Source organism: Bacillus cereus group sp. N21, assembly GCF_016483395.1.
Classification (GTDB): domain Bacteria; phylum Bacillota; class Bacilli; order Bacillales; family Bacillaceae_G; genus Bacillus_A; species Bacillus_A pseudomycoides.
In genome coordinates this window covers 17,783-44,308 of sequence record NZ_JAEHBX010000029.1, presented here as the reverse complement: position 1 = coordinate 44,308, position 26,526 = coordinate 17,783, and the positions used below count along the sequence as shown (strand labels likewise).

Below are 26,526 nucleotides of genomic sequence, written 5' to 3'. Positions count from 1 at the left end.
AATTTGTGTGTAATCTCATTGTAGTGTATTTATTCGCATTTTGGAACATTGAAGGTGAAAATAGCATGTAAAATTCATGGATGTTTTGATACAATATAGGGAAGTGCTAGTTTAAAGGAGGACGTTTTTTTGAAATCGAAAGTGCACTTTTGGACATTAGAAGTGCTAATGGTTGTAGGAATTATATTTATTTGCACAAAAATATCATTTTTATTTCAACCGATTGGCATATTCATTTCCACTTTATTTTTCCCGATTTTAATCGCTATGTTTTTATATTTCATCTTTAATCCAGTGTTAGTGTTTTTAGAGGCGAAAAAAGTTCCTAGAAGTTTAGCGATATTGTTGTTATATGTTTTTATCATTACACTGGCAGCAGTTGCAATTGGTGTAGTCGTTCCAACGATTTCACAGCAGCTAATGGACCTAGTGAAAAACATGCCAACATATATTAAAGAGGGGAAAGTATACATACAAGAATTATCTCATCATAGGCTATTTGAATGGCTGGCTACACAAGATTATGTATCAATTGAAACGATTGAAAAAAACGCAATTGAGTATTTAAAAGAGATACCAAATACAATAACGTCGAGTGCAACGGCTTTATTCGGTATTATTACAAACGTTGCATTAGTCGTATTTACAGTACCATTTATCTTGTTTTACATGTTTAAAGATGGTCATGCATTTCCAGGAAAAGCTGTTAGTTTTTTACCAGAATCGTATCGTGAAGAAGGACTTCGTATTATAAAAGAAACAGGTGAAACGTTGTCTGCCTATATTCAGGGGCAAGCGCTCGTTTGTTTATTCGTCGGTGCATTTACATTTATCGGATATGTCATCATTGATTTGCCATATGCTTTTGTTTTAGGTATTATAGCGGCATTTACAAATATTATCCCGAATTTAGGACCTTTTATTGGGGCAGCACCAGCTGTAATTGTTGGATTATTTGTATCTCCAATGCAAGCATTGTGGGTAATTGTTATCGTAACAATTGTACAACAATTTGAGAGTAACATCATTTCACCGCGTATTATGAGTTCGAAATTAAATATCCATCCTTTAACAATTATTGTGTTAATTCTTGGTGTAGGTAATTTCGCGGGTATTATTGGGATGATTTTAGCAGTACCAGCTTACGCTGTGACAAAAACAGTTGTTTCAAACTTGGTGAGATTATTTAAGATGAAAAGAAATAATCGGAAATAAAAAGAATTCATATGAATCAAGAAGGATACATTGCTTGTTAAGCGATGTATCTTTTTTGATTTTATAGAGGAGAGGTATCACGAGTGGCGTATTACCAAAAGAAGACTATGAGAAAGTGATAGCTTTTGTTCATTCCTGATCAAAATGGGAAGATCAAGAAGAAAAATATTTTCTACATGATGACGCCAGTATTCATAATTTTTTGTTTCATCATGAAGTGTTGAATGGAATTATTGATCCTTCGCCGATGGTGGGGTCATTATTTTATGATTTTACATACGCATTTTGTTCCTCACCCAATAATCTAGACACAGAGACGTTATTTACGGCATTTTCGCAATTGAACGATTTGAAGGTTGAAAACTCAAGATTAATAGAAGAGGTAATTGCACAAGTATATACCCGCATTGGGGTGGGGGCTGTGCGAAAGTTCATCCGCATGATTTAAAAGATTACTTGAAGACGTGGGAATACTAGAGAAAATTACTACCTTGTTATAAATGAGGATGAAAGTTAACTTTGGGTATCACAATAAAAACACCTAGTTTTAAATGGAAATTAGGCGTTTTTATTGTGTGATTTTTTCGTGTTTATTTGAAAAAAATAGCCTTTTAAAATATCATACATTGGACTATGTGGAATCCCTCTCAATAATCCAAATCATTTCTTTACAACGCGTCATTAACATCTTAATCCTCTCCTCTCATAAGATTTAAATTGCATCATTATAGATGTGTATAATATTTGCTTCTACGATCTCGAATGTCATCCATAATCTTTTTATATTGCTGTTCTTGCACAATTTCAGCTTCAGATAATCGCATCTTTTGAATGGTAATCGTTAAAAAGAAAACATGAAATTTCATAAATGAATTCCTCCTTTCGTAAAGGAATTATAGGTGACTACAATAAGGGACTTGACGTTCTTTCACTTCATCCATAGCATTTTTAATGTGTTGATCGTGTAACATTTCGAACTCAGAAAATTTGTTTTTGTGAATTGTAATCGTTAAAAAGAAAACTTGGAATTTCATAAGGTGATTGCTCCTTTTTATATAAATTTTTAGTACATATGGTTGTAATAAGAAACTTGACGTTCTTTCACTTCATCCATCATTTTTTTGATTTGCTGTTCTTGTAAAATTTCAGTTTCAGAGACTTTACTTTTGTGAACAGTAATGGTTAAAAAGAATACTCGAAATTTCATCAGAAGATTGCTCCTTTTATAAATTAATTTTTAATACATTTGATTATAATAAGAACTCTTGCGATCTTTTACTTCGTCCGTAATCGCTTTTAATTGTTGTTTACGTAAAATCTCAGTTTCAGATAAAGTTTTTTTCTGAAGAGCAAACGTAAAAAAGAAAATATGAATCGTCATAAATGAATTCCTCCTTTCGTAAAGGAATTACAGGTGACTACTGTAAGGACATTGACGCTCCTTTATGTCATTCATAGTCTTTTGAATGTGTTGATCGTGTAACATTTCAACTTCAGATAATTGCTTTCGTTGGATTGTAATACTGAAAAAAAGTACGTGAAAAGTCATTGAATATTTGCTCCTTCCGAAAAGAAATAGTGTTAGAGATTAAAAAATCGCACAAAAAAGCCACAGGAAGATATAATTCTCCTGTGACAGGCATGAAAAAGCCACAGGAAAGTATACGACCTCCTGTGGCGAATTTGCTAATTAAAGAAAATACCGAACGATTTTCAATTCTCCATTAGGGTGGTCGAATTCATATTTAATTGTAAAATAGATGCAACATGTAATTGTAATTTCATCATTTTATTCGACCTCCTTTTAGAATTTTTTTCTTACGTTAGTAAGTATATACAATTAATGGATAATTGTAAACATAAAAAATGAAAATTTTCAATTTTGATTAAAATGCGTATATTTTGAAAGGGAATTTTGATAAGGCGATGTATTAGTTATAGGGGAATTGAATGGAGGATAAAGATGGAACTATTTTATAAGATTGCCTATCACCGAATGTATGACCACTATTTACCTAAATTACTGCAAACAATTGGGTATTTAAATGAAGAAGAGTTGTGGAAATCAGACAGGACAGTAAATTCAATTGGCAGCATTGTATTACATATTTGTGAGCATATAAAAAGAAATAGCAGTCGTTATTCGAATCCGAATATACATTTTGAAAACGGGATTGAAGAATATTTTCCGATTATGCATTTAAGTCCAGCAATGTTATCTAAAACTGTACAAGGAACATTTGATGAATGGAAAAAAGAGTATGTTAAAGCTTGTAATGAAAATACTCGTATAGACATACATTGCTTGTTTCATTTAGTTGAGCATACAAGTTATCATCTAGGACAGGTAGTAGATCGAACGAAATTATTAAAGGGAAAGAAGTTTGATTTTTGTCAAAATGGTTTGAATGAAAAGAACTTGAGGTTCAGTATAGAAAATACAACGGTTTTATAAAGAAGTATCATTCTTTAAGGTATGATACTTCTTTTTTGCGAAAAAATTATGGGAAAATATTGAATGGAAATATATTCTTGTGATATGGTTAATTACATAAGTAATGAACCTATGAACCTAAGGGGGAAGGTATGAAACAATCTCTTGAACAAAATAAGTTAATATACATACAAATTGCAGAAACCATTGAGTCGGATATTTTAAAGGGAATACTGCTTGAAGAAGAAAAGGTTCCGTCAACAAATCAATTTGCAAAATTGCTGCAAATCAATCCGGCGACAGCGGCGAAAGGAGTAAATTTGTTAGTCGATGAAGGTATTTTATATAAAAAGAGAGGGATTGGGATGTTTGTTGCAAAGGGAGCGAAGGAAGTGGTACTAAAGAAGCGACAAAGTGCTTTTAGGAATGAATTTTTGCCTAAAGTGTGGATGGAAGCGGAGGTACTTGAAATCTCTAAAGAAGAGCTAATCAAAATGATTCAAATGGTTACAAAGGAGGGAAAAGAATGACAATTGTAGTGAAAACTGAAGAATTGACAAAACAATATAAGAAAAAGATGGCTATAAATGGATTAACCTTTTCATTGGAAGAGCATAAAATATATGGTTTGCTTGGTAGAAATGGAGCGGGGAAAACAACGCTACTTCACCTTCTTACTGGACAAATCGTTTCAAGTAAAGGTAGTGTATCTATATTTAATGAAAATGTGTATGAAAATAGTCATGCATTACAAAATATTTGTTTTGTAAAAGTGAAAGAAGAGATTTATTCGAATTATAAAGTGAAAGAAATTTTTAAGTTATGTAACATGTTTTATAAAAATTGGGATCAGAAGTTTGCGGAGGAACTTGCAGTAAAGTTTCAAATAGATGTAAACCAAAAGTACGATAAATTATCACATGGCATGCAGACTGTTGTCGGAATCATTAAAGGATTAGCAAGTAGGGCACCTATTACCATTTTTGATGAGCCGACTACCGGTTTGGATGCAGCGCACCGAGAATTATTTTACAGTATGTTGTTAGAAGACTATGGCAATCATCCCCGAACAATTATTTTATCAACGCATTTAGTAGAAGAGGTAGCGCATGTTGTAGAAGATGTGCTGATTTTGAAAGAAGGAGAAGTAGTTGTTCAATCAGCAGTTGAAGATTTATTACAGCAAGGCCATTACATATCAGGGCGAAAAGATAAAGTGGATGAATTTATGATAAATAAAAATGTTGTATACCGAGAATTGTTTGGAAATAAAAGGATTGGTGTTATATGGGGAGAGCTTTCTAAAGAAGACTATAAATATCTTGAAAGTGAAGAGTTAGAAATTGAGGGAGTGTCGCTTCAGAAATTATTTATTTATATAACGGATGGTGACGTAAAGTGAAGATGCTAATGAATCAGTTGAAATTACACATTAATTATCATTATAAAGCTATTTTAATATTTTGGATTGTAGCGTTAATCATAAAAGGTTCAACGAGTTTAATAGATATAAAAGATATACGAGTTGGCTTTTTACAAGATGTTTTCAACAATCCTTCTATTGCCATTATATTTTTTATTGTAGTGAGCACTTTCTTTATACAGCTAGATGTATTTCGCTTAGCTGTTTCGTTTGGGACAACAAGGTTACAGTTTTTCATTGGATCAGTTTATTATATTGCTTTACAATCAGCGTTTTTTTCACTGTTTCAAATGGTTTTCTTACAGGACTTATTTTATCGTGTGGAAAGTGCTAGTTTGATAGGAGGTTCAATTGAGCAGTTTTTTGTACAGTTTTTACTTTATGTTACTATAGCGAGTCTTTTTCAAGGAATTGTTATTTTTCAGCAGAGATTTAATTGGATTGGATGTGGAGTTGGTTCAATCTTTTTTATAGGCTTAACAAGCGTATGTTATGACAGTGGGCTAAAATTGACCCTTACAAAAACTGAAGTTTTGATGAATATACCTTCGTTCATAATCATTTCCAGTGGGCTAATTGTGTTTTACTTTGTGATTAGTGGCATATGTATTCGAAAAATTTCTTTAGAACAAACGGTTTAATAAATTGTATAGCAGTGTTAGATAAAATATTTTAGGAGAGAAGGAAAACATATGGGAGATACATCTTCGTTAATAACGATGTTTTTATGTATTGCATTATTGATTTTATGGCGGCGTTACCGCTCTATGCATAGACCGATAAAGGGAAATGGTAAGCGAATTTTATTACCACTGCTTTTTTTATCACCAGGAATTTTAATGTTTTTTGGTCCTATTCATCCGGCTACAGTATACATTGGCTTTGCGATGTTATTTGGAATTCTTTTCGCGATTCCACTTATTATACTTACAAATTATGAGAGAAGAGAAGATGGGAATATCTATACGAAGAAAAGTGTAGCTTTTCTCATTACTTTTATTGGGATTGTAATTTTAAGGTACGTTTCTAGGCAATATATAATTGATTTGGATCAGCAAACGATAGGGTTATTGTTTTATGTTGTTGCGATTTCTTATATAGTTCCATGGAGAATTGCTTGTTATATGAAGTTTAGAAAAGTTTTTCGTGCAGTTTCATAGAGCTGAGTTTTTTGTTTCGTTGGAGGGAGGGTGGAGAGTGCGTACTATTTTACTTTTTCTAGGTGAGGCGCAAATAGATGAAATTGAAGCAATTAGAAAAAAGCATGATCCTTTATTTGGATTCATTCAACCACATATTACACTTGTGTTTCCTTTTGAAAGTGCACTTTCTAATGATGAACTAAGAGCGCATATAGCCCGGAAATTGCAAGGGATTCATCCAATAGAAATTGAGCTTATTGATCGAATAAGTCATGAAGGTGAGTACTTGTTCTTACGTGTTGAAAAGGGAAGGGAACAGGTAAGGGAGTTACATGATGAGTTATACAAAGGGCCTTTGACGGAATTTTTGCGAAGTGATATACCTTATATACCACACGTTACAGTTGGACGAAAAGAAAATGAACAACGGGCAATAAAAATCGCAGAGAAGATGCTGAAATTAAGCACGCGATTGCAATGTATAATTGAAAAAGTAAGTGTTGAACGTATTGGAGAAGATGGAGAATCAATAATAGAATTTGAAGTGGAACTTCCAAAATAAAAAGGAGATACAAATTTGTATCTCCTTTTTATTGATTTTTCATATATATGTGTTAAAATGGAAAAACGCTCATTGTTTATTTTTGTGAAAAATCAATAATTACCCAATTTAATTATAACAAATCGATTGCTTGTTTGTCAAACTTTTTATTGAATTTGTTATAGCATCAAACAATGAGCATCAAAACGATTAGTTGATAAGGAGTGGCAATATGGAGAAAACCGGTCAAGAGTGGAAACAGGAACAACATCGTGTGAAAGAAGTAGTTGGAAAGATTGAAAAACATATTGATACATTAGAGCAATATACAAGTGCAGCAACAAAAGATGTTGTCCAGATTCGAAAACATTTTTGGGACGATGTAACTGTGAATGTTGATAATACAGAAGAGGCTATCGAAACGGCAGCAAGTATCAAACAACAAGCAGAGTTATTATCTGAACGAGAGCAAAGTCACCGCCATGCTTACAATCAACTAAAAGGATTACAAAGATTACAGCAATCACCATACTTTGGAAGGGTAGATTTTTTAGAAGACGGTGAAAAAAGTGAGGATGCTATTTATCTTGGTATTCACTCATTCTACGATGAACAGACAGAACAATTTCTTGTGTATGACTGGCGAGCCCCTATATCAAGTTTGTATTATGACTATTCTGTAGGAAGAGCTAAATACGAAGCACCTAATGATACGATTTCGGGTGAAATGACCTTAAAAAGGCAATATGTTATTCGGAATGGTCGAATTGTAAGTATGTTTGATACAGGAGTGACGATTGGCGATAAATTGCTACAAGAAGTATTAGGAAATAACGCCAATACACAAATGAAAAGCATTGTTTCAACAATTCAAAAGGAACAAAACCAAATTATCCGGAATGAAAAGAGTCGTTTACTTGTTGTTCAAGGAGCTGCGGGGAGCGGTAAAACATCGGCAGCACTTCAGCGCGTCGCATATTTATTATATCGTTATCGAGAGACATTACACGCCGATCAAATCGTTCTCTTTTCTCCAAACTCGATGTTTAATAGCTATGTATCTACAGTATTGCCGGAACTTGGTGAAGACAATATGAAGCAAACGACATTCCAAGAATACTTAGAGCGTCATATTGATAAGAAATTTGAATTAGAAGATCCATTTACACAAATGGAATATGTACTGACAAGAATGGAAGAAAAGAGTTATAAAACACGATTAGAAGGGATTAGATATAAAGCAAGTTCTGATTTTATTGAAGTAGTAGATCAGTATGTATCTTATTTAAAACGAGAAGGTATGTTATTTAAAGATATAAAATTTAGAGGGGAAGTATTAATCTCTAAAGAACAAATAAAAGAACAATTTTATAAATTTGATCCTTCAATACGGATTCCGAATCGAATAAAGTTAATTTCTGAGTGGTTGTTAAAGGAGCTGAAGGAGCAAGAAAAAATAGAGAGAAAAAAACTTTGGGTGGAAGAAGAAGTACAGTTATTAGATAAAGAAACATACGCAAAAGTTCATCAGAAATTACAGAAAAGACAAGAATATTCCGATGGTACGTTTGATGATTTTGAACGTGAACAAAATATGTTAGCAGCTATTGTTGTGAAAAAATATTTTAAACCGCTCCGAAGACGTGTGGAAAAATTACAATTTATTCATACACCAGCACTCTATATGCAGTTATTTAAAGATCCGCAGTTTGCTAAGCAACTTGTAGAAGAAAATGAATTACCACAAAAATGGGATGAAATATGCGGAGAAACAATAGAAAAAATGCAAGGTTTTTATATGGCGTATGAAGATGCAACGCCTTATTTATACATGAAAGACCAACTGGAAGAATTACAAAAAAATACATCTGTGCAGCACATATTTATTGATGAAGCGCAGGATTATTCTGCATTTCAATATGCATTTTTGAAACGGATATTTCCGCATACAAAAATGACAATACTAGGTGATTTTAATCAGACCATTTATGAACATGCATCAGAGAATGAATTTTCACAGTTAAGTACCTTGTATGGGGAAGAACTAAGTGAAAAAATTGTTCTTACGCGTAGTTATCGCTCTACAAAGCAAATTATTGAATTTACGAAGCAGTTAATTGACGGTGATGAAATTGAACCGTTTCAGCGTGAAGGAAAACAACCGATTATAACAGAAGTGAAAGAAGGAGAAGCTCATCATAAAAAGATTGTGGACCAAATCGAACAATTGAAGCAAAGTGGTCACAGAACAATTGCGGTTATTTGTAAAACAGCGGAAGAAAGTGAAGAAGCGTACTATGCCCTACAAACATCATTACCAGTTCGCCTCATTAAGAAAGAAACGAGTTCGTTTGATGAAGGTATTTTGATTATCCCATCGTATTTATCGAAAGGGGTAGAGTTTGATGCGGTCATTATCTACGATGCATCAGAGGGAAAATACAGCCGAGAAAGTGAACGTAAGTTATTTTATACCGCTTGTACGCGTGCGATGCATGAGTTATATATTTATTCTGTAGGGGAGATGAATGAATTTTTACAGTCTGTTTCTCCAAAAACGTATTGTTACAAGAAAATGTAGAAGCGGAATAAAAGAGGTTGTTACATGTTAATGTACCTAAGTTTTCCTTAAAGGGGCGGATTACATGGAATTAATAAATATTAATGGGGATACTTATAAAATGGAATGTATACCTTTTGAAGACAAGAGTGAACAGGATGAAGAGGGATATTATGAATATTATTATAAGGGAATATATATATTGTTTCATTCGGACAAAGATATAATAAAAGCTAAAATTTATGATGGAGAAAAAACAATCTCGTTTTTGAAAAACCCTATTCCTTATTTTGGTGAAGGGATTGAAGCGATAAAATTATATGTAACGAAAGAATTTGGTGTAACTGGCTTTCAGTATCTCGGTGGAGAAAAAGGGTATGTAGAGCTATAGTTCAAATAAAAAAGCTGGTCTAAAAACCAGCTTTTTTATTATGTAAAATTTCGACTCATGTTTTCTCTTTCACAGAGGCTCTTTTCTTTGTAATATATTTATTTCGCTATACTCAGGAAGGCACCAATAGCCCCGCTAAAACCGTGATCTTCTAAGAAGATAGGTTTTTTATTTTGATACAAAGTATAACTACCTATAATTTTTTGTAGATGTGTATTATTTGATAGTGTAGATCCAATATAAACGATATGATCCATATCTTTTGCTTCTGCAAATTGAAGGCTTAATGCAGTAACTACTTCACCAACAAGACCTTGAAGGGTAGCAATTAAATCAGACTTGTTATAATCAGCTTCACTCATAGCAGCTTTTCCGAAATTACTAGCTGTTAAATTACTATCAATAGGAGATAGAATCCCGCTATAAATATCTCCAACTGTTATATCGAGATTCTGCCTAGAACCTAGTTTTGTCTGCTGGATTACTTCTTCAAAACGATCTATATTCGCTAATAGTTTCGACAAGCCCATGATAGTGCCTCCACCAATACCAGTTCCTCCAGCACGAATATAATTTTTATTATGGACATAATGAATGGATGTTCCTGTACCGATATTTGTTAAAACAAAGTTGTTTATGGAATAATTTCCGTTGTTAATAAGATAGTGAACGCCTGCAAGTGTGGCATCGAATTCTGCAACATACTCTATAGTGTATTTTTCTAAAAATAATGTTTGTAACTGTTCAGCTTTACCGCCAGTTATAGATAATCTATTAATATGTGTATGATTATGTAACCAATCTTTAATTTTGTTTTGTTCATAGGAGTAAAATTTTTTAAAATGCAATGTATTGTTTTCATTAAAATAAGCAATTTTCGTTAATGTTCCACCAGCATCAATACCGACAGCGCTCTTCATTCTTGTACTCCTTGTCATTGTATAGTTATAATAAAACCTTTATTTTGTGATATAAACTAGTAATTTTTCGATTGTAACAATCGTTTTTCCGTTTACAGAAGCAATCCCTTTCCCGAGAACAAATCCTCGTTTATTCCGCAGAACTTCATATTGTAAATTTAGCTTGTCACCAGGTATAGCAGTGCCATTAAATGTTACACCGTCTAATGAGGAGAGGAATCCTAATCCGGTAGACTCACTTGTTCCTACAAATGCTCCAAGCTGTGCAAGGGCCTCTACAATTAGCATGTGTGGCATGCTGTTTTGATTCGGATTTATAAACCATTCGTTACTTGTGATTAATTTATATCCTTTTACGGATTTTTCATTTTCAATTTCTGTGATTCTATCAATCATTAAAAATGGGTAGCGATGAGGAAGTGTATCGTTAATATTTTTGATATTCATAAAGGTCTCCGATCTTTAATCCTTAAATGGGAAAATAATAGCCCCTGCTAAAAGTAAGCAGGGGATTTGTAATTAATTATTGACTAATGCATCTGCTTTTTCGGGAGAGAAAATACCGCTATTTTCAATATTTTCAACAACTTGTTGTAATACTTCTTTATCTTGGACAAGTGCGATGCGAACAAAACCTTCACCATGTGGTCCAAAAGCATGACCAGGAGTTACAACGACATTTGCACGATCCATTAGTGCATAGGTAAAGTTTAATGAAGTCCAGCCTTTTGGGATTTCAGCCCAAACAAACATACTACCAGCTGGTCTATCAACATGCCATCCGAAAGAAGCAAATCCATCAACTAAAGTATCTCTACGTTCTTGGTAGATAATCCGATTTTTGGCGCAGAAATCGGCCCCTTTACGTAAGGCAACTGATGCGGCTTTTTGAATTGGCAAGAACACGCCGTAGTCTGTGTTTGATTTAAATTGTGTAAGTGCACTTACAATTTCTTCATTCCCAATCATATAACCAATGCGGCTACCAGCTAAGCTGTAGCTTTTGGATAGGGAATTAATTTCAACACCAACTTCTTTGGCGCCAGGAACAGACAAGAAACTGATTGGTTTCTTTCCGTCGTAATAAAATTCTGCATAGGCGAAATCATGTACCACAATGATATTGTGCTGTTTTGCGAATGCAATGACCTCTTTGAAGAAATCTTCATGAGCCATTGCCGGGACTGGATTTCCAGGGAAGTTTAATATCATCATTTTTGTTTGTTTAGCAATTTCCTTAGGAATGTCTTTTAAATTAGGTGAAAAGTCATTTTCTTTCTTTAAAGGCATGAAGTAAGGTTTTGCACCTGCCATTTGAATACCCGTCTCATATGCTGTATATCCAGGATCAGGTACTAAAATAAGATCACCTGGATTTGCAAAAACCATAGGCAAGTGAACGAGTCCATCTTGGGAACCCATTAATAATAAAACTTCATTGTTTGGATCTAATTTAACATTGTGATTGTTATCGTAATATTCAGTTACTGACTCGTGAAATTCTTGAATACCTGTTAAAGTATAACCGTAACTTTCTTTTTCATTTGCTGTATGTACCATAGCTTCTCTTACAATATCAGCAGGAGGCATATCTGGATTGCCGATACTCAAATCAATCATTTTGTGACCTGCTGCAATTTTTTCCTTTTTATAAGCTGCTAATTCACTGAATATAGAAGATTGAAATGCTTTCATTCTAGCTGCTAACGTATAAGTCATCAAAACCCCTCCTAAAAAACTGTGCTTTCATTTTCTGAATTTTATATTCTTTTATTATTCTGAAAACACATAATTATATTTTATCACTTTTGAGTCAGAATTCAAAACGCAGTTGTGTAAAAAGAAAAAGAAGGGAAGGCTAAAGAGTATGAATACTACCACATAATGAAGAGGTGTTAAAGGTGAAACAAATTCCAATTGGTGTATCAAATCGGCATGTCCATCTGACAAGCGAAGATTTAGAAAAACTTTTTGGGGAAGGATATGAGCTCCTGGTTGCAAAAGAACTTTCACAACCAGGAGAGTTTGCAGCGAAAGAAACAGTAACGATTAAGACTGAAAAGGCGGAAATCCCAAAAGTCCGTATCCTTGGTCCTATTCGAAAGTTTACACAGGTTGAAATTTCAAAAACAGATGCACGTAAATTAGGAGTGGATGCTCCGATTCGAGCATCAGGCAATATTGATGGAACACCAGGGATTACTCTTATTGGTCCAAAGGGTTCTTTAAAAATTGAAAAAGGTGTAATCATCGCTGAGCGCCATATCCATATGACACCTCAAGATGCTGAAAAATTTCAAGTGAAAGATGGACAATATGCAAGTGTGAAAGTAGAAGGAAGCAGAGGATTGATTTTTAATCAAGTGTTAATTCGTGTAAAAGATACATACGCCTTAGATATGCATATTGATACAGATGAAGCAAATAGTGGGAATATAACAACAGGAGACTTAGGTCATCTCTTACAATAAGAGAAAAATCCATCTCAATTTGGAGATGGATTTTACATGTTCGATACTTGGGAAGTGTTTTTACTTGCCTGCTTGTGCTTTGATAACGACATAAAAATAATTAATAATGAAATAGCGCCAAAAATAAGAACCATATATCGTAACCCAATTGTGTCTAAGAAGAATCCAGTTCCAAGTAAGACAATTTGGAACATTACCCTTTCAAACATATTACGGAATGAGAAAAGACGTCCATGATAACTTTTTTCAACTTTTGTTTGGAAAATTGTTGACATGATAGGGAAGAAACAGCCAACGCTAAATCCAAATAGACCAAATGATACAAGTGCCATCCATTTCACATCACTAAAGAACAATGAGAGATGCGCAAAAGCAGTACAGAAGGCGAAGAAATAAAGTAATTTATCAGGTGGGAAATGATCAGATAAACGCTTAATTACGAAAGCTCCTAACATAAAAGCCACACCTTCAATGGTATAAATAAACCCTTTAATTGTCGGATCATGTTGCATTTCGCTAATATTAATAACCATTAAATTGAAACCAGCGATGAATAAAAGGGGAATAATACTTAAAATAAGTGCCCGAAATGCAACCGGGATTCCTCTTAAAATCCGAAATACTTCCATAAAGCTATTATCTTTTGCTGCTTTTTTACTTGATGTATCTGATTTTTGATCTTCAAATTGTAGGAAAAAGGTCGAAAAGAATAATAAAGCGTATGCTGCCATTGAGAACGCGTACATGTACTGTAAACTCATAACGACAAGAAGAACACCACCTAGTGAGGTTCCTGCAATACGAGCGATTGTTCCGATATTCATATGGACACCATTCATCTGTAATAGTTCATGTTCACGAACAATAAGCGGAATAACAGACTGCAATGCAGGGAAATAAAAAGCCGCTGAAATTTGAAGGGCAATCATAAAGGCAATCATAAAGGCGATACTCTCATATTGAATAGCGAAGAACATAAAAATAACACTGATAACACGGCCGAAACCAGCATAAAGAAGGACTTTCTTTTTTTCGTATTGATCGATAACACGACCAGCCATCGGACCAACAAGAACACCGGCTAATAATCCAATAAATAAAATAACCGACTTCATAAAATCAGAAGGTACATACTTCTGCATAAATTCTAGATTGCCAAGAATCCCAAGCCACAAACCAAGCCCAGCGATAAACTCACCGATTAGAACAATCCAGACATTTTTATTACGCCACATAACAAAACCTCTCAGTCTTATAAAATAGGAAAAATCGTATATAAATCCTCCTCTTCATTCATACATTTGAATCATTATTTTTTAGAGTCAGAGTCTATATTACGTGTTTGATAATGAAAGTTCAATCTTTTTGATTTGGATAAAACTTTGCTTTTATAGAGCTGAAAAATCAAATTTACATATTAGAAAATAAATTGGAATAAATTTAAAATGTACGAGGGAGGGATACTTATGATTCAACAATTTTTCAAAAAATTGTTCGACCAGTTTTTAGAGAAGCAGGAAGAGGAAATAATAGCAAAGCTTTGTTTTTGGATTGTCTATTATTACATATCAGTCCCAAAATATATGGTGAATTCTAGTGGTATTTTAGTACATATGAATCAAACGCATGAAGGCTATACGTATGATACAATTGGAGATTTTTTACGCGAGTATAGTGGGAAAACAAGGGGAGCGTTCTATTTTGAAAGTAGAATATACTATATTAAATTTGAGGAAATGATTAGGGAGAAGTGTCGTGAAATGATTTATGCTTATTACTTTCCACGCTTTATTGATGGACATTCGTTATTATGTAAAGAGTTATTAAGAGAAATAGGTGTAGGTAAAACAGAAATTGAATGCGGAAGTTTCTATACGTTGATTTTTAATTATTGTGCAGAAACAAAGGATTGGGTTGATGAATACGAAGAGAATGTGTTAAAAGAACTATTTGTATTGTCACTTCCCTTCATTGTACAAGCATATGGTATAAATGTATGTAAATATATAAAACAAGAAGAAAATTGGAAGGAAATAGAGTGCTTAGTTCATTGAATAAAGAGGATATTTATATATTCTTGCTGAAAAAGAATATGTAAATATATGTAGAAAGAAGATGATTGAAATGAGTAACGAAGAACTTGTGAAAACACAATTTGGTAGTAATGCTGAAAAGTATGTGAATAGTCAAATTCATGCAAAAGGGCCAGATTTACAGTATGTCGTTCAACAAGTGAAAAATCGTAAAAATATTCGTCTTCTTGATATCGCTACAGGTGGCGGTCATGTTGCTAATTTATTAGCCCCGATATTTAAAGAGGTTGTTGCGCTCGATTTAACAGAAAAAATGCTAGAAAAAGCGAAAGCATTTATCCAGACAAACGGACATGAAAATGTATCATTTGTAGTAGGAAATGCAGAGGATTTACCATTTTCTAATCAATCGTTTGATACGATTATTTGTCGCATTGCAGCGCATCATTTTTCAAACCCTTCTCAATTTATTTTTGAAGTACATCGAAAGTTAGAAGAGAACGGATTATTTATATTAATTGATAATGTCTCCCCAGAAAACCTAGAATATGATACATTTTATAATTTTATTGAGAAAAAGCGAGATCCAAGTCACAGGAGAGCGCTTAGAAAAACAGAGTGGATTTCATTATTAGAAAAGCAAGGTTTACAAATGCAATCATGTTTCACATTTGAAAAACAATTTAATTTTGATTGGTGGTGTAACATGATGGATGTCCCATCGCCAACACGCTCCAAGTTAACGGATTGTATGATGAAAACGTCAAATGAAATGAAGGAGTTCTTCAACATACAATTTAACAATAATAAAGTAGAATCATTTTATACGGAGATGGCACTGTTTGTATGTCATAAAAGTTCAACGCTAAAAAGATAATTTTCTTGCAGTCTTTTCTCAGTACGCTATACTTAGTACAGAGAAATAGAGAATTGAGGAGTAATAACAATGATTCGTGTACGCGTTGAGGGAACGGAAAAAGAGATTGTTGAATTTTTGGAGAAAATGCCTGAAATTCCTGGGTTTGAAAAGACACATGTTAGAGAGCCGAAAAAAGGAAACAATCCTAAATATGATACAAGTAAGAATGTATTAGCATATTTGTCGTATAAAAAGATGGAAAATGCTGTTCACAAATAATAAAGTCCTTTAAAAACAATAAAATTGTTTAATGATAGAGAGCCGAAACGACACAAAATACAGTGTCGTTTTTTCTATTCATGTATAATAGAAATGTAAAAAATATAATTAACAGGGGAGAACTTTTTAGCGAAAAAGTATTTTGAATATTTCGTTCCTTCCTATATAAGCTATACATCTATATGGAAAAATAATTTAATAAATTGATTTTTATTTAGAAATATATAAGTTGAATCAGCACACAGAAGTTCTGTTTTGTGTGCCTATTTATTGTAAAGAGAGAATATGTTCCTGGAGTATCTAATTGTTATATTTGTCTTTTGACCAGTTATCGTGTGAAAACAACCGGTTATCGAAAATCCATTTACAGTAACTTAAATAGCTTTTATATTTAGAGCGAGTGAAAGGGAAGTGGTGAAGTGAAGTGAAGTGAAGTGAAGTGAAGTTTGAAGTGTCGATTGATCCATCTTATAAAGAGCCGAAAATTATCATTCTAACGGATAAAATGACAGATGAGATATCTGATATTATGAAGCGACTATCGGAGACTCATATGGATTCATTAGCTGTATTTTCAGAAAGAGGTGTTGAAATTGTTGAATGTAAAGATATCGTTAGAATCTATACAGAGAAACAGAAGGTATTTCTCCAAACCGCTGCTGGTATTTATACCGTTCGCTCAAGGTTATATGAACTGGAAGAGAAATTAAATAGTCAATTTTTTGTTCGTATTTCAAATTCAGAGATTGTTAACATTAAAATGATTACGAATATGGATATTAGTATGACAGGAACAATTGGCGTGTCATTAACAGGGAATATCAAAACGTATGCTTCTCGACGCTATGTTTCAAAAATTAAGAAACTGTTCGGAATATGAGGTGAAAATATCTTGAAAAATATAATTAGTCGAGTTGTTGGTGGTTTTGTTATCGGTGTGATTATTGGACAAATCGTACAACTCCTTATTTCGCTCACATTAGGTCAAGGAGAATATATGCCAGTTGTGGAACAGTTTCGCTCTTTATTTGTTAGTGAGATGTCAGCTGTCACGGTACAAATACTGTTAACAGGGCTGATTGGGGTCACATTCGCTACAAGTTCGCTTGTTTTTGACATAGTGAAGTGGAGTCTACTAAAACAGTACATCGTTCATTTTTGTATAACAGCACTAGTATGGGGGCCGATTGTAACGCTACTGTGGATGCCCAAAACATCTATAGGCACACTGATTTTTTTTATTGGTTTTTTAGGTACGTATGTCATCACATGGACTATTCAATACATGATTTCAAAGAATGATATAAAAAAAATTAATGCTGCGATTCAATCAAGGCAATTTGAAGGGAGAAGTGATGAATAATGGCCATAATTATAAAAAATCTAACGAAAAAATTTAAAGAGCGCACAGCTGTTGACAATCTTTCACTGACGATTAAGAAGGGAGAATTCTTCGCACTTTTAGGGCAAAATGCTGCTGGAAAAACAACAACGATTAAAATGCTTAGTTGCTTACTTACACCTACAAGTGGCGATGCACTGATGTTCGGAGATAGTATCATCAAAAAACCTACGGCAGTAAAACAAAAAATAAACATTTCTCCGCAAGAAACTGCGGTAGCTCCGAATCTTTCTGTAAAGGAAAATTTAGAATTCATCTCGAGTATTTATGGAAGCAATAAGCAAGAGGCTAAGCAAAAAGCGGTGGAAATGATGACAAAGTTTGGACTTTCGGAGCGAGCAAAAAATAAAGCAAAAACATTATCAGGTGGGTTGCAGCGCCGGCTAAGCATTGCGATGGCACTTATTTCGTCTCCCCAAATCATTTTTTTAGATGAGCCAACACTAGGACTTGATATTCGTGCTAGACATGATCTGTGGAAGACTCTACTTGAATTAAAGGGTAAAATCACGATTATTTTAACGACGCACTATCTAGAAGAAGTAGAAGCACTTGCTGATCGCGTCGGTATTATGCATGGTGGTAAATTGCATGCACTTGGAACGATTGATGAGTTAAAAGAAAATACGGGACAATCTTCTTTAGAAGATATTTTCCTTACGCTAACTGAAGAGGGAGGCGGACTATGAGATATTTAGCATTTGCTTCACGTAATCGTAAGGAGATTTTACGAGATCCTCTGACGCTTCTTTTTGGGATTGTGCTTCCGGTTATTATTATGTGTCTTTTTTCAATCATGCAGAAAAATATGCCTTTGGACCTTTATCATATAGAAAACTTAACGCCAGGTGTAATCGTTTTCAGTTTTTCTTTTATTACGTTATTTTCAGGGATGCTGATTGGTAAGGATAAAAGCAGTTCATTTTTAATGCGGATTTTTGCTTCCCCTATGTCTGCCTCTGATTATATTACTGGGTACGCTCTTCCACTATTACCGGTTGCCATTCTTCTTAGGTCTATCATTTAATGCGAATGTATTAGGTGCCACTATTCTACTCATTATCATTGCAATGCTTTATATTGGATTTGGTCTACTACTTGGTACGTATTTTACGGATAAGCAAGTTGGTGGGATTTTTGCGATTTTTGTTAATCTTACAACATGGTTAAGTGGCACTTGGTTTAAGTTAGATATGATTGGTGGTACGTTTAAAACAGTCGTATGCATTGCCATTTGCTCATGCGGTTGATGCTACACGATTTGCTTTATCTGGTGAATATGGTGATCTTGTTGTACCTTTATTATGGGTAGTTGGTTATATAATCATTATCTTCGTAATCACTGTTTTGGGCTTTAAGAGGAAAATGAAAAGGTAAATAAATTGTATTCATAGTGAAAAATACACGATAGTTGAATAAAATATAAACAATTTTATTATCTCCATATAACCGCCAGTAAATAGGCGGTTTTTTTATTTGATACTGTTTCACCGCCTTGTCTTTTTCGCATAATAATAATAGTAGAAAATGATGAGGAGGGTGAGAGGAGTTAATAAAAAATCTTTTTTGGAGATTTAGGTATCGATGATGCAGTTGCTTTAATTTATGCCGATAAAACATGCAATATTATTTCTTTTGTATCCAGATGTAATGGACCAAGTATGCGCTTATTATATAATGGGTGGCGCATTTTTATTTCCAGGTAATGTTACTCCTGTTTCAGAAGCTAACTTTTACCCCGCATTAACGGGCAGTAAGACCCCCACCTCAAAGTTCAGCGAAAGCAAAGAAGTTAGGTGGGGGATCAACTGCCCATAAAAGCCCGATTCGTTCAACTAATAAACAGAGGAGGATGAAGAAAACCCCCACTGATTAAAGTTTCACTTTATGGAGATCCAATTGCAACTAATATTGTCATGAAATATGCCAAGAATGTTAGTGTTTATCCGTTAAATGTAACGCAGCAGGCACTTATTACTCCTGAAATGGAAACATTATTAATGAAAAGGGAAGAGGGCTAGCAAAACTAATTAAGCCAATGATTGATTTTTATTATGAGAACTTTTATAAAAAAGAATACCTTGGAATTGGTGGAAGTCCCATTCATGATTTATTACCGTTTATTTCATTAATGAATGATAATATCTTTGAATATAAAAAGTCTGCTGTATGGATAAGTACAACAAATGACGAAACTCGAGGACAAAGTGTAGCTGATTTTAGAAAGATTGCTGAACCCATAAGATTTGATAATCGGTCTGTACAAAGAATGGCCATTGATTTTAACTATCAAACGTTTTAAAAAAATTTATGAGAACAATGTTGAAACCAGATTGTTCTTAGGGAATAAGGCTATCAGATCATCGAGGAATAATATGGTTTGGAAAAATAATTTATTTTGAATGGATACAAAACTGTATTAATTCAATTGTATAAAAAGCTATACGTGGCATTTAAGGTATAACTTATCAAAAATAGTAGCATAACTAATGGTAAGCAATAATTTATAGGTATTATTTTTGTTTTGTAAAATTAAGGAGGTATAGTGATATGGCATTTATATGGTCTTTAATTGTTGGTGGTATTTTAGGATGGCTAGCAAGTTTAATCGTTGGTAAAGATGTACCTGGTGGTGTGATTGGAAATATTATTGCTGGGATAATCGGTTCTTGGCTTGGAACATTGTTATTGGGTACGTTTGGACCGGTTATCGGAGGGTATGCAATTATTCCAGCATTAATTGGTGCCATTGTTTTAATTTTTATTGTCAGCTTATTACTGCGTGCAATGCGAAAATGAAATTAGGTGGATCGCTGAAAATTGTCAGCGATCCATTTTTGTATTATTTGTCCTAATCTGTTATGCTACTGTTATACAATCAGGAGGTGTAAGCATTGAAATCATTTACAGTAAACTTTCATCAAGAAGACAATGCAAAAGCAACAACAGTACATAAGTTAAGTGAAGAGGACTTCAATAAAGTAACAGAAAACGGTACTCGTCATCTATTTGATCTAGATACAAATGTTGGTTTCTTTGTATTCTTTGATGCAGAAGATGCAGAAGGCAATGAACAATACTTAATGTTGCAATATGAAGGAGATCATGAAGAGCCAAGTGCTTGCTACGGATTTGATTTGAAATTATTCTATCAATTTTTAGCACTTTACTTAAATGACCTTGAATTCCAAGGTGAAACAGATGAAGAAGAGGAAGAATATGGTCCAATTCATCATTTGGCTCATTTACTTTACCATATTGTTGAAGATGGAAAAAGTATTGAAGTATAAATACATACAGTAAGGCTGTCCTGTTAAAGGACAGCCTTTTTTGTTCGATTTAAACGAGAGAAGGAATTTAATGGCATAAAAGTATTTCTCATTGCATAAAAAATTAAAGCATAACTATATGTAAGGGAGATTTAAATGAATAATAAAATACCATGTATTGTATTAATTTTTTATAATTTTGATATCATTAAGAAATCATTGGAGTTTTTAGGAGAATATTCAAAGCAATTAGAGATTTATGTTATTGAAAATCCTAGTATTCATACAGAATCGAAGATAAAGCCATATATTTTAGATTTGATTAATAAAAAAATTGTTTCTAAGTATGTTCTGTTTTCGAAGAATATTTCTAATAATGCAATTGAAGTGTTTTTTAAAAATCAACTGGTGAAGCAATTAGAACAATATAAATACATTTTGTTTACTGATGGAGATGTAATTGTAAAAAATAATGATTTTTTATCTGAAGAGATACATATTTTGGATTATCATCCTGAAGTTTTTGCTTGCGGTGTTACAATAAACCTAGATAACTTACCTTTAGAAAATTATCCAACAGCAAACTCTTGGATTCCGCCAATTGTAAAAGAATATTCACTCTTTAATGAAGGGGTAACAGGAGCACAATTACTTCTATTTAGAACCAAAGATTTTCTTCAATATTTAGAGTATATTAAATTGAATAATTTAAAATTTGTAGATGGTACGATGCATACATTTTGTTATGATATTTTAAATAAAAAGTGGGCCAGAACAAAGAAAAGTGAATGTATACATTTAACTTGGGATATTTATTCCGATAAAAATCATTCTTATCATAAATGGAAATCTCGATATAGTTTTCATGATATTTGGTACCATAATGATTATTGTTCATTTCAAGTGTTTACAAAAAATTCTCTGGCTAAAGAATAATTGAACATAGAATGTATTATTTGTTTGCACACATACCCAAAAAAGCTGTCCTATTAAAGACAGCTTTTTTGGGTTACTAAATAGAATGAACAATGAGCAGATAAGAGTACAGATCCACATTTTTTATATTTTGGTGTTTCGCCTAAATATGAGACCAGCTATTTATTATAATACAGTATATTTTTGACGATATTGCTTAGGTGTAGTATCAGTGGATTTTTTAAAATCCCTGTGAAATAACTTTGATCATTAAAGCTAAGCCAAGTACAAATCTCGGATAAAGGATATGTAGTCAAAGTTAATAATTTTTAGCTTCTTCTACTCGTTCTCTTTGAATGTATTCACTTAAGGGGATACCTACTTCTATATTTAAATGAATTTGATAAGTAACTAGGAGTTACTTCTATACTTTGAGCGAGATCTTTGAGAGTGATTTCGTGATAAATATTTTTAGAAATATGACCTAAGCAAGCGATTATAGTTTTTGAATACTGTATACTTTTACACGATCTGCAAAAGTACATAAAGCATCTAGAGTATATGTTATCTAATTGTTCAAGCGTTTGTATATATAAAGCGCTAAGCGAGAATGCAATTTCCGAATAAAGATGAATAAAATCATGATGGGGGACAGTTAATCATCATATGAAGGATTAAATTGGATCAGGAGAGAAGTGGGATATATGTTAGATTATTTTTGTGAGTGTAAAATGATATTAATTTGGTTTGAAATACAGTGTAATGGATTGGTTACAAGGGTGAGTACTATAATTTAGGAGGTTGCAAGTATGAAAGCTTGTATGAAAATGATAATGTACTTTCTCGTATTGACATGTATGCTAGCTCTAACAGCTTGCAAGGGTTCTGATGAACAGAAAGCAACTACGCAAACATCTGAGAAGAATTCTAAAGTGGAACCGGATTCTTCTACTGATTCAGATGAAAAGAAAAATGAGAATTCGCCTTCAGATAAATCGAAAGATTCAGCGAGTTCATCAACAGATTCTAAACCAAATCCACCTAATTCATCTGTAGACTCTAAAAAAAGTAATCAAATTAAGAATATATTAGAACAAGCTAAACAAGGAAAAATTCCAAATGTTGCTTTTGCTGCACATACAGGAGATATTGAAGAAGTTGAAAAGGCATGGGGGAAAGCTGATAAAACTGAGTCAGCAGGCAAAGGCATGTATACGAATAAAAATGTTGTCATTGGATTTAGATTTAATAAAGGATCTTAAATTTTTGACGTTCGTTCCAACCATCCAGAACTTCATATGCTTACTTTACAGGAAATCGAAAAAGTTTTAGGTAAACCAATATCGACCAAGGTAAATGGGAATGACAAAATATATATTTATAAAGCGAATGATCAATTTGAATTAAAATTTGTTATCCCTAATCCTACTGGTAAAGTTGATCATATTTCTGTATTTTCTCCGGAAGATAGTATAAATAATATGGCGGGGTAATAGATGTGAGAAAAAGAGCTGTTATGTTATAATGACAGCTCTTTTGCTTTATTCCGCTCTACGGAAGAAACAAAATAAGTTTGAATGATTCCACCAATTATTAATAAGCAGGCACAAATATAAAATAGGATACTGCCGTTTACATGACCTAATATCATTGCTCCAATAACCGGACCGCACGTTCGAGAAATATCCCAGTGTATGCCGTAGATAGAAAAATATAATCCCCGCTTGTGACTTGGTGCTATTCTGGAAACAAATCGTAGTAAGTGATTTAAAGCAATACTTTCACCAATTGTCAGGAAAAGCAATGTGAAGAAGAGTGACCATAATGTTGTAGAATAACCATAACCAATAGCAGCGAATGTATAACAAATATATGAAATTACAATTATTTTAGGCATTGAAAATCGTTCAGACCATTTGACAAGACCAACTTGCAGGATGATTTCCATTACAGCTTTACAAGTCGAGATAAATGCGAGAACAAATAAGAAATTTGGAAAGATATCTTCTGCGAATACACGATAATTTGTTTCAGTTTGGGCATAGAAAAAGCTAATCGGAAGAGTAGATATCATGAGTCCAAATATAGCATAATGCTTAAAAATAAACTGTGTACGTGTTGTTACTTGTGCTGATTTTTCATTAGTTTGAATGATTGGAGCTGTTTCTGGCAGTTGTGTCCAAACGAGAATGGCATACAGCAGGAGAGTTACAGCTTGAATGACAAATAAGTATTCAGGGTGACTATTGTAAAAAAAAGCACCGATGAATGGACCAATCACAGCACCGATAGCTCCTACTGTTTGAAGAACAGCGAATATTTCAGCTTGTTGTTTTTGTTCAGTTAAATCGGCAATTTGTGCACGCTGAGCAGGAATATATAAGGAGCGGCCAATACCGTTCATTACATATAACAAAGCAAAGAATAGGACTGATTCAGCAAAAACAAATCCGCCTATTGCAATTGCTTGCACGAATAATCCGAGTAACATAATTTTCTTTCTACCGTAGCGATCTGTTACACCTCCAGCAATGATTGTGAACACAATATCAGAAAGTGACTGCAATCCAAACAGAAGCATTGTCATAATCACATTACCTTCTAGTGCTTTATTGACATGGACAATAAAAATAATTGCTAACATGGCCTCAGTTGTTCTAGTTAACAACTCACCTAATAATCGAATCCGGATTGGTTTATTATAGCGTTTTATAAGATGATTCATTCTTCATTTCCCCCTTTCTATATGGAAATCTTAAGATAGAAGCAAGAAATGAAAAAGGGTAGAATGAAAGAAGGAGATTTTTCATCTTTTAGGGGGAAAAGTATGGTTATTTTGGAGCAGTACATACAGCTGTGGGTCCAGTATGGAAAAGGGAGAACAGAGGAAGAAAAAATAGAAATATCATTACAAAATATATCGGAAACATTGTTTTGTACGGATCGTAATAGTAAATTTATTATAAAAAAATTAGAAGAGTTAGCGTGGATTTGTTGGTTTCCAGGACGCGGAAGAGGGAATCGATCAAAGTTATCGTTTCAAAAAAATCCTATTTCTTTAATTTTAGAACAGGGGAAAGAAATAACGAAACAAGGGGATGTAAAGGGTGGAAAAGCATTTGTTGAGCAATATAGCTCATATTTCCCCATATTAGAAAAACAATTCCAAGCTTGGATAGATTCGATATTTGGTTATCAAATTGAAATGACTTCTCGAGGAAGACAAGATGTACTGCGTTTACAAGTTGAAATGAACCTGAAAATTTCTTTAGATCCTGTATATGCTACAATGCGTTCGGAGTGTCATATGGTAAAACATCTATATGACACGCTTATTTATGTTAATGAGAGCACAAATACAATAGAGCCGAGACTCGCTTTTCATTGGGAATATAATGACAACCTAAAACTATGGACTTTTTATTTACGAAAGGGGGTTCGATTTCATAATGGAAAACGATTTACAGCTCATGATGTTGTATATACATTTGGTAGGTTTATGAATAAAGAGGATAATCCGTATTCATGGATGCTTCAACATGTTGAAAGTGTTCGTATTGTAAATGAATATATTGTAGAAATGCACTTGCATACGGAAAATCAGTTGTTATTACATGCTTTAAGCTCAGAACAGTGTTCTATTGTAATGGAAGATGAGGAAGACAAATTAATTGGAACAGGACCGTTTAAACTGTGTGAAAATAATGAGTCTATTTTTGTATTAGAAGCTCATGATTTGTATTTTCGTGAACGACCCTTTCTCGATCGGATTGAATTATGGAATGTGCCACAAAGTATTGATACATATGATGTTTTCGTAAAGGCGCAACATAAAGAATTAGAAAAGTATCATAAGGAACTTTCTATACTGGAATCCAATGTAACATATATAACGTTAAACACTGAGAAACAAGGACCTATGCAAGATATTACATTTCGCAAAGCGTTGTATAAAATTATTCATAGCAGCAAAATAATAGATGAGTTAGAGGGAGAGCGTGGCGAGGTAGCAGGGGAATTATTATTGACGAATTTTTCTATGCCAAGAATAAAAGAGGATATTCAAATTTTGGTTCAAAATAGTAAGTATAATAATGAAATATTAAATTTATATACATTTAAAGGACAAGATCATGTAGAAGATTCATATTGGATTCAAAAAGAATGTGCCAAATATGGAATTGTAATTGAAATAGCTTTTCTTGATACACAGGAATTATTACAGGTTCAAATGATAAAGCAAGCAGATATCATTCATGATAGTGCTACCATTAGTAAGCAAACAGAAAGCAGTTTTCTGTATATGTTTCTTTCAAAAAATAGTTTTATTTATCAGCATAGCTCTCTGGATATTAATGAGCAATTACATTCATATTTTATTGAACCTAATTTTGAAAAGCGAATTACACTGTTACGCGATATAGAGGACACATTGTTACGTAATATTCATATTGTTCCTTTATATCGTAATAAACAACACATACGTACACATGAAAAAGTACAAAATATAGTCATCAACGCTCAAGGTTGGATTGATTTTTATAATATATGGTTTAAACCTTAATATATAAGCATTTAATAAAGGTTCTTTTGAAAAATCAAAAGGGCCTTTTTGTATGGAAGTACATTTTGATTTTGAACATTGTTTCGCACATTTTTATAAACACCCATT

General features: G+C 33.2%; 30 protein-coding genes and 4 pseudogenes. 23 read left to right on the top strand and 11 right to left on the bottom strand.

Annotated features, from left to right (window positions below; translation table 11 throughout):
- Nucleotides 1-129 precede the first annotated feature (129 nt).
- Nucleotides 130-1,215, top strand: a complete 1,086-nt coding sequence (locus JDS96_RS17025; RefSeq protein WP_199667534.1) for an AI-2E family transporter — start codon at nt 130-132, stop codon at nt 1,213-1,215.
- 725 nt (nt 1,216-1,940) lie between these two features.
- Here the strand turns inward: JDS96_RS17025 and JDS96_RS17020 are convergent.
- The 5 genes from JDS96_RS17020 to JDS96_RS17000 are packed head-to-tail and all read right to left on the bottom strand — an operon-like array spanning nt 1,941 to nt 2,764.
- Nucleotides 1,941-2,081, bottom strand: a complete 141-nt coding sequence (locus JDS96_RS17020) for a YrzI family small protein (protein WP_016115193.1) — start codon at nt 2,079-2,081, stop codon at nt 1,941-1,943.
- Nucleotides 2,082-2,108: 27 nt separating this feature from the next.
- Nucleotides 2,109-2,249 (bottom strand): YrzI family small protein, encoded by a 141-nt coding sequence (locus JDS96_RS17015; RefSeq protein WP_003198148.1) that lies wholly within the window; start codon nt 2,247-2,249, stop codon nt 2,109-2,111.
- Between the two features lie 29 nt (nt 2,250-2,278).
- Complete coding sequence (locus JDS96_RS17010) at nt 2,279-2,422, bottom strand: YrzI family small protein (protein ID WP_003198150.1); 144 nt, start codon at nt 2,420-2,422, stop codon at nt 2,279-2,281.
- Nucleotides 2,423-2,452: 30 nt separating this feature from the next.
- Nucleotides 2,453-2,596 carry a YrzI family small protein gene (locus tag JDS96_RS17005; protein ID WP_199667533.1) on the bottom strand — a complete coding sequence of 48 codons (144 nt, stop codon included), beginning with the start codon at nt 2,594-2,596 and terminating at the stop codon, nt 2,453-2,455.
- 27 nt (nt 2,597-2,623) lie between these two features.
- Nucleotides 2,624-2,764 (bottom strand): YrzI family small protein, encoded by a 141-nt coding sequence (locus JDS96_RS17000; RefSeq protein WP_016115192.1) that lies wholly within the window; start codon nt 2,762-2,764, stop codon nt 2,624-2,626.
- A 414-nt stretch (nt 2,765-3,178) separates the two neighbouring features.
- Between JDS96_RS17000 and JDS96_RS16995 the strand changes: the two genes are divergently transcribed.
- From JDS96_RS16995 to JDS96_RS16960, 8 genes are all read left to right on the top strand, one after another.
- Nucleotides 3,179-3,670 (top strand): hypothetical protein, encoded by a 492-nt coding sequence (locus JDS96_RS16995; RefSeq protein WP_016115191.1) that lies wholly within the window; start codon nt 3,179-3,181, stop codon nt 3,668-3,670.
- Between the two features lie 131 nt (nt 3,671-3,801).
- On the top strand, nt 3,802-4,179 hold the full coding sequence (locus tag JDS96_RS16990) for a GntR family transcriptional regulator (protein WP_199667532.1): 378 nt from the start codon (nt 3,802-3,804) through the stop codon (nt 4,177-4,179).
- Nucleotides 4,176-5,051, top strand: coding sequence for an ABC transporter ATP-binding protein (locus JDS96_RS16985; RefSeq protein ID WP_018780683.1), 876 nt, complete (start codon nt 4,176-4,178; stop codon nt 5,049-5,051). Before JDS96_RS16990 ends, JDS96_RS16985 begins: the two co-directional genes overlap by 4 nt.
- 2 nt (nt 5,052-5,053) lie before the next feature.
- Nucleotides 5,054-5,713: a DUF4052 family protein gene (locus JDS96_RS16980; RefSeq protein WP_098217555.1), complete on the top strand. Its 660-nt coding sequence runs from the start codon at nt 5,054-5,056 to the stop codon at nt 5,711-5,713.
- Between the two features lie 51 nt (nt 5,714-5,764).
- Nucleotides 5,765-6,232, top strand: a complete 468-nt coding sequence (locus JDS96_RS16975; RefSeq protein WP_003198161.1) for a CcdC family protein — start codon at nt 5,765-5,767, stop codon at nt 6,230-6,232.
- A gap of 37 nt (nt 6,233-6,269) precedes the next feature.
- The gene (locus JDS96_RS16970; protein ID WP_003198163.1) at nt 6,270-6,776 is read left to right on the top strand and encodes a 2'-5' RNA ligase family protein; all 507 of its coding nucleotides are present in this window, start codon (nt 6,270-6,272) and stop codon (nt 6,774-6,776) included.
- A gap of 211 nt (nt 6,777-6,987) precedes the next feature.
- A complete protein-coding gene (gene helD / locus JDS96_RS16965) occupies nt 6,988-9,336 on the top strand; it encodes an RNA polymerase recycling motor HelD (RefSeq protein ID WP_199667531.1) in 2,349 nt (782 codons plus the stop codon).
- 64 nt (nt 9,337-9,400) lie between these two features.
- On the top strand, nt 9,401-9,706 hold the full coding sequence (locus JDS96_RS16960) for a hypothetical protein (RefSeq protein WP_003198167.1): 306 nt from the start codon (nt 9,401-9,403) through the stop codon (nt 9,704-9,706).
- A 98-nt stretch (nt 9,707-9,804) separates the two neighbouring features.
- Here the strand turns inward: JDS96_RS16960 and coaW are convergent, their stop codons facing one another.
- The 3 genes from coaW to JDS96_RS16945 all read right to left on the bottom strand — a co-directional run bounded on the left by coaW (nt 9,805) and on the right by JDS96_RS16945 (nt 12,345).
- Entirely contained in the window at nt 9,805-10,626 is an 822-nt protein-coding gene (coaW, locus tag JDS96_RS16955; protein WP_199667530.1) for a type II pantothenate kinase, read from the bottom strand.
- 39 nt (nt 10,627-10,665) lie between these two features.
- On the bottom strand, nt 10,666-11,073 hold the full coding sequence (locus JDS96_RS16950) for a 3-hydroxyacyl-ACP dehydratase FabZ family protein (RefSeq protein WP_199667529.1): 408 nt from the start codon (nt 11,071-11,073) through the stop codon (nt 10,666-10,668).
- 72 nt (nt 11,074-11,145) lie between these two features.
- Nucleotides 11,146-12,345 carry an LL-diaminopimelate aminotransferase gene (locus JDS96_RS16945; RefSeq protein ID WP_199667527.1) on the bottom strand — a complete coding sequence of 400 codons (1,200 nt, stop codon included), beginning with the start codon at nt 12,343-12,345 and terminating at the stop codon, nt 11,146-11,148.
- 182 nt (nt 12,346-12,527) lie between these two features.
- Between JDS96_RS16945 and pduL the strand changes: the two genes are divergently transcribed.
- Nucleotides 12,528-13,097, top strand: a complete 570-nt coding sequence (pduL, locus tag JDS96_RS16940; RefSeq protein WP_033796213.1) for a phosphate propanoyltransferase — start codon at nt 12,528-12,530, stop codon at nt 13,095-13,097.
- A gap of 32 nt (nt 13,098-13,129) precedes the next feature.
- On the opposite strand, the gene JDS96_RS16935 is transcribed toward pduL, so the two are convergent.
- On the bottom strand, nt 13,130-14,332 hold the full coding sequence (locus JDS96_RS16935) for an MFS transporter (protein ID WP_003198177.1): 1,203 nt from the start codon (nt 14,330-14,332) through the stop codon (nt 13,130-13,132).
- A 231-nt stretch (nt 14,333-14,563) separates the two neighbouring features.
- Here JDS96_RS16935 and JDS96_RS16930 point away from each other — a divergent pair, with 231 nt between their 5' ends.
- The 11 genes and pseudogenes from JDS96_RS16930 to JDS96_RS16875 all read left to right on the top strand — a co-directional run bounded on the left by JDS96_RS16930 (nt 14,564) and on the right by JDS96_RS16875 (nt 21,875).
- Nucleotides 14,564-15,151: a hypothetical protein gene (locus JDS96_RS16930; protein WP_003198179.1), complete on the top strand. Its 588-nt coding sequence runs from the start codon at nt 14,564-14,566 to the stop codon at nt 15,149-15,151.
- A 70-nt stretch (nt 15,152-15,221) separates the two neighbouring features.
- Complete coding sequence (locus JDS96_RS16925; RefSeq protein WP_018780673.1) at nt 15,222-16,007, top strand: class I SAM-dependent methyltransferase; 786 nt, start codon at nt 15,222-15,224, stop codon at nt 16,005-16,007.
- 69 nt (nt 16,008-16,076) lie between these two features.
- Entirely contained in the window at nt 16,077-16,268 is a 192-nt protein-coding gene (locus JDS96_RS16920) for a YvzF family protein (protein WP_003198184.1), read from the top strand.
- Nucleotides 16,269-16,707: 439 nt separating this feature from the next.
- Nucleotides 16,708-17,148 (top strand): LytTR family DNA-binding domain-containing protein, encoded by a 441-nt coding sequence (locus JDS96_RS16915; RefSeq protein ID WP_003198186.1) that lies wholly within the window; start codon nt 16,708-16,710, stop codon nt 17,146-17,148.
- 12 nt (nt 17,149-17,160) lie between these two features.
- Nucleotides 17,161-17,631 carry a DUF3021 domain-containing protein gene (locus JDS96_RS16910; RefSeq protein WP_003198189.1) on the top strand — a complete coding sequence of 157 codons (471 nt, stop codon included), beginning with the start codon at nt 17,161-17,163 and terminating at the stop codon, nt 17,629-17,631.
- Nucleotides 17,631-18,359, top strand: a complete 729-nt coding sequence (locus JDS96_RS16905) for an ABC transporter ATP-binding protein (RefSeq protein WP_003198191.1) — start codon at nt 17,631-17,633, stop codon at nt 18,357-18,359. The genes JDS96_RS16910 and JDS96_RS16905 overlap by 1 nt, the downstream gene beginning before the upstream one ends.
- Nucleotides 18,356-19,047: pseudogene (locus JDS96_RS16900) on the top strand (ABC transporter permease). Before JDS96_RS16905 ends, JDS96_RS16900 begins: the two are co-directional and overlap by 4 nt.
- A gap of 243 nt (nt 19,048-19,290) precedes the next feature.
- A pseudogene (locus tag JDS96_RS32165) lies at nt 19,291-20,013 on the top strand (nucleoside hydrolase); the annotation flags it as partial.
- 207 nt (nt 20,014-20,220) lie between these two features.
- Nucleotides 20,221-20,469: a GlsB/YeaQ/YmgE family stress response membrane protein gene (locus JDS96_RS16885; RefSeq protein WP_003197984.1), complete on the top strand. Its 249-nt coding sequence runs from the start codon at nt 20,221-20,223 to the stop codon at nt 20,467-20,469.
- Nucleotides 20,470-20,564: 95 nt separating this feature from the next.
- Nucleotides 20,565-20,960, top strand: a complete 396-nt coding sequence (locus JDS96_RS16880) for a hypothetical protein (RefSeq protein ID WP_003197987.1) — start codon at nt 20,565-20,567, stop codon at nt 20,958-20,960.
- Nucleotides 20,961-21,095: 135 nt separating this feature from the next.
- Nucleotides 21,096-21,875, top strand: coding sequence for a glycosyltransferase family A protein (locus tag JDS96_RS16875; RefSeq protein WP_199667525.1), 780 nt, complete (start codon nt 21,096-21,098; stop codon nt 21,873-21,875).
- 165 nt (nt 21,876-22,040) lie between these two features.
- Here the strand turns inward: JDS96_RS16875 and JDS96_RS32160 are convergent.
- Nucleotides 22,041-22,345 (bottom strand): annotated as a pseudogene (locus tag JDS96_RS32160) (helix-turn-helix domain-containing protein); the annotation flags it as partial.
- 318 nt (nt 22,346-22,663) lie between these two features.
- On the opposite strand from JDS96_RS32160, the pseudogene JDS96_RS16870 reads away from it, so the two are divergent.
- Nucleotides 22,664-23,347, top strand: a pseudogene (locus JDS96_RS16870) (YjgB family protein).
- Between the two features lie 26 nt (nt 23,348-23,373).
- On the opposite strand, the gene JDS96_RS16865 reads toward JDS96_RS16870, so the two are convergent.
- On the bottom strand, nt 23,374-24,579 hold the full coding sequence (locus tag JDS96_RS16865) for an MDR family MFS transporter (protein ID WP_199667523.1): 1,206 nt from the start codon (nt 24,577-24,579) through the stop codon (nt 23,374-23,376).
- 48 nt (nt 24,580-24,627) lie between these two features.
- On the opposite strand from JDS96_RS16865, the gene JDS96_RS16860 reads away from it, so the two are divergent.
- On the top strand, nt 24,628-26,418 hold the full coding sequence (locus JDS96_RS16860; RefSeq protein WP_199667521.1) for an ABC transporter substrate-binding protein: 1,791 nt from the start codon (nt 24,628-24,630) through the stop codon (nt 26,416-26,418).
- The last annotated feature ends 108 nt before the right edge of the window (nt 26,419-26,526 follow it).

What these genes read in the sequence shown, in the direction of transcription:
- JDS96_RS17020 (WP_016115193.1), bottom strand. Translation starts at nt 2,081, where the DNA reads ATGAAATTTCATGTTTTCTTTTTAACGATTACCATTCAAAAGATGCGA.
- JDS96_RS17015 (WP_003198148.1), bottom strand. Translation starts at nt 2,249, where the DNA reads ATGAAATTCCAAGTTTTCTTTTTAACGATTACAATTCACAAAAACAAA.
- JDS96_RS17010 (WP_003198150.1), bottom strand. Translation starts at nt 2,422, where the DNA reads ATGAAATTTCGAGTATTCTTTTTAACCATTACTGTTCACAAAAGTAAA.
- JDS96_RS17005 (WP_199667533.1), bottom strand. Translation starts at nt 2,596, where the DNA reads ATGACGATTCATATTTTCTTTTTTACGTTTGCTCTTCAGAAAAAAACT.
- JDS96_RS17000 (WP_016115192.1), bottom strand. Translation starts at nt 2,764, where the DNA reads ATGACTTTTCACGTACTTTTTTTCAGTATTACAATCCAACGAAAGCAA.
- JDS96_RS16995 (WP_016115191.1), top strand. Translation starts at nt 3,179, where the DNA reads ATGGAACTATTTTATAAGATTGCCTATCACCGAATGTATGACCACTAT.
- JDS96_RS16990 (WP_199667532.1), top strand. Translation starts at nt 3,802, where the DNA reads ATGAAACAATCTCTTGAACAAAATAAGTTAATATACATACAAATTGCA.
- JDS96_RS16985 (WP_018780683.1), top strand. Translation starts at nt 4,176, where the DNA reads ATGACAATTGTAGTGAAAACTGAAGAATTGACAAAACAATATAAGAAA.
- JDS96_RS16980 (WP_098217555.1), top strand. Translation starts at nt 5,054, where the DNA reads ATGCTAATGAATCAGTTGAAATTACACATTAATTATCATTATAAAGCT.
- JDS96_RS16975 (WP_003198161.1), top strand. Translation starts at nt 5,765, where the DNA reads ATGGGAGATACATCTTCGTTAATAACGATGTTTTTATGTATTGCATTA.
- helD (WP_199667531.1), top strand. Translation starts at nt 6,988, where the DNA reads ATGGAGAAAACCGGTCAAGAGTGGAAACAGGAACAACATCGTGTGAAA.
- JDS96_RS16960 (WP_003198167.1), top strand. Translation starts at nt 9,401, where the DNA reads ATGGAATTAATAAATATTAATGGGGATACTTATAAAATGGAATGTATA.
- coaW (WP_199667530.1), bottom strand. Translation starts at nt 10,626, where the DNA reads ATGAAGAGCGCTGTCGGTATTGATGCTGGTGGAACATTAACGAAAATT.
- JDS96_RS16950 (WP_199667529.1), bottom strand. Translation starts at nt 11,073, where the DNA reads ATGAATATCAAAAATATTAACGATACACTTCCTCATCGCTACCCATTT.
- JDS96_RS16945 (WP_199667527.1), bottom strand. Translation starts at nt 12,345, where the DNA reads ATGACTTATACGTTAGCAGCTAGAATGAAAGCATTTCAATCTTCTATA.
- JDS96_RS16935 (WP_003198177.1), bottom strand. Translation starts at nt 14,332, where the DNA reads ATGTGGCGTAATAAAAATGTCTGGATTGTTCTAATCGGTGAGTTTATC.
- JDS96_RS16930 (WP_003198179.1), top strand. Translation starts at nt 14,564, where the DNA reads ATGATTCAACAATTTTTCAAAAAATTGTTCGACCAGTTTTTAGAGAAG.
- JDS96_RS16925 (WP_018780673.1), top strand. Translation starts at nt 15,222, where the DNA reads ATGAGTAACGAAGAACTTGTGAAAACACAATTTGGTAGTAATGCTGAA.
- JDS96_RS16920 (WP_003198184.1), top strand. Translation starts at nt 16,077, where the DNA reads ATGATTCGTGTACGCGTTGAGGGAACGGAAAAAGAGATTGTTGAATTT.
- JDS96_RS16905 (WP_003198191.1), top strand. Translation starts at nt 17,631, where the DNA reads ATGGCCATAATTATAAAAAATCTAACGAAAAAATTTAAAGAGCGCACA.
- JDS96_RS16885 (WP_003197984.1), top strand. Translation starts at nt 20,221, where the DNA reads ATGGCATTTATATGGTCTTTAATTGTTGGTGGTATTTTAGGATGGCTA.
- JDS96_RS16875 (WP_199667525.1), top strand. Translation starts at nt 21,096, where the DNA reads ATGAATAATAAAATACCATGTATTGTATTAATTTTTTATAATTTTGAT.
- JDS96_RS16865 (WP_199667523.1), bottom strand. Translation starts at nt 24,579, where the DNA reads ATGAATCATCTTATAAAACGCTATAATAAACCAATCCGGATTCGATTA.
- JDS96_RS16860 (WP_199667521.1), top strand. Translation starts at nt 24,628, where the DNA reads ATGAAAAAGGGTAGAATGAAAGAAGGAGATTTTTCATCTTTTAGGGGG.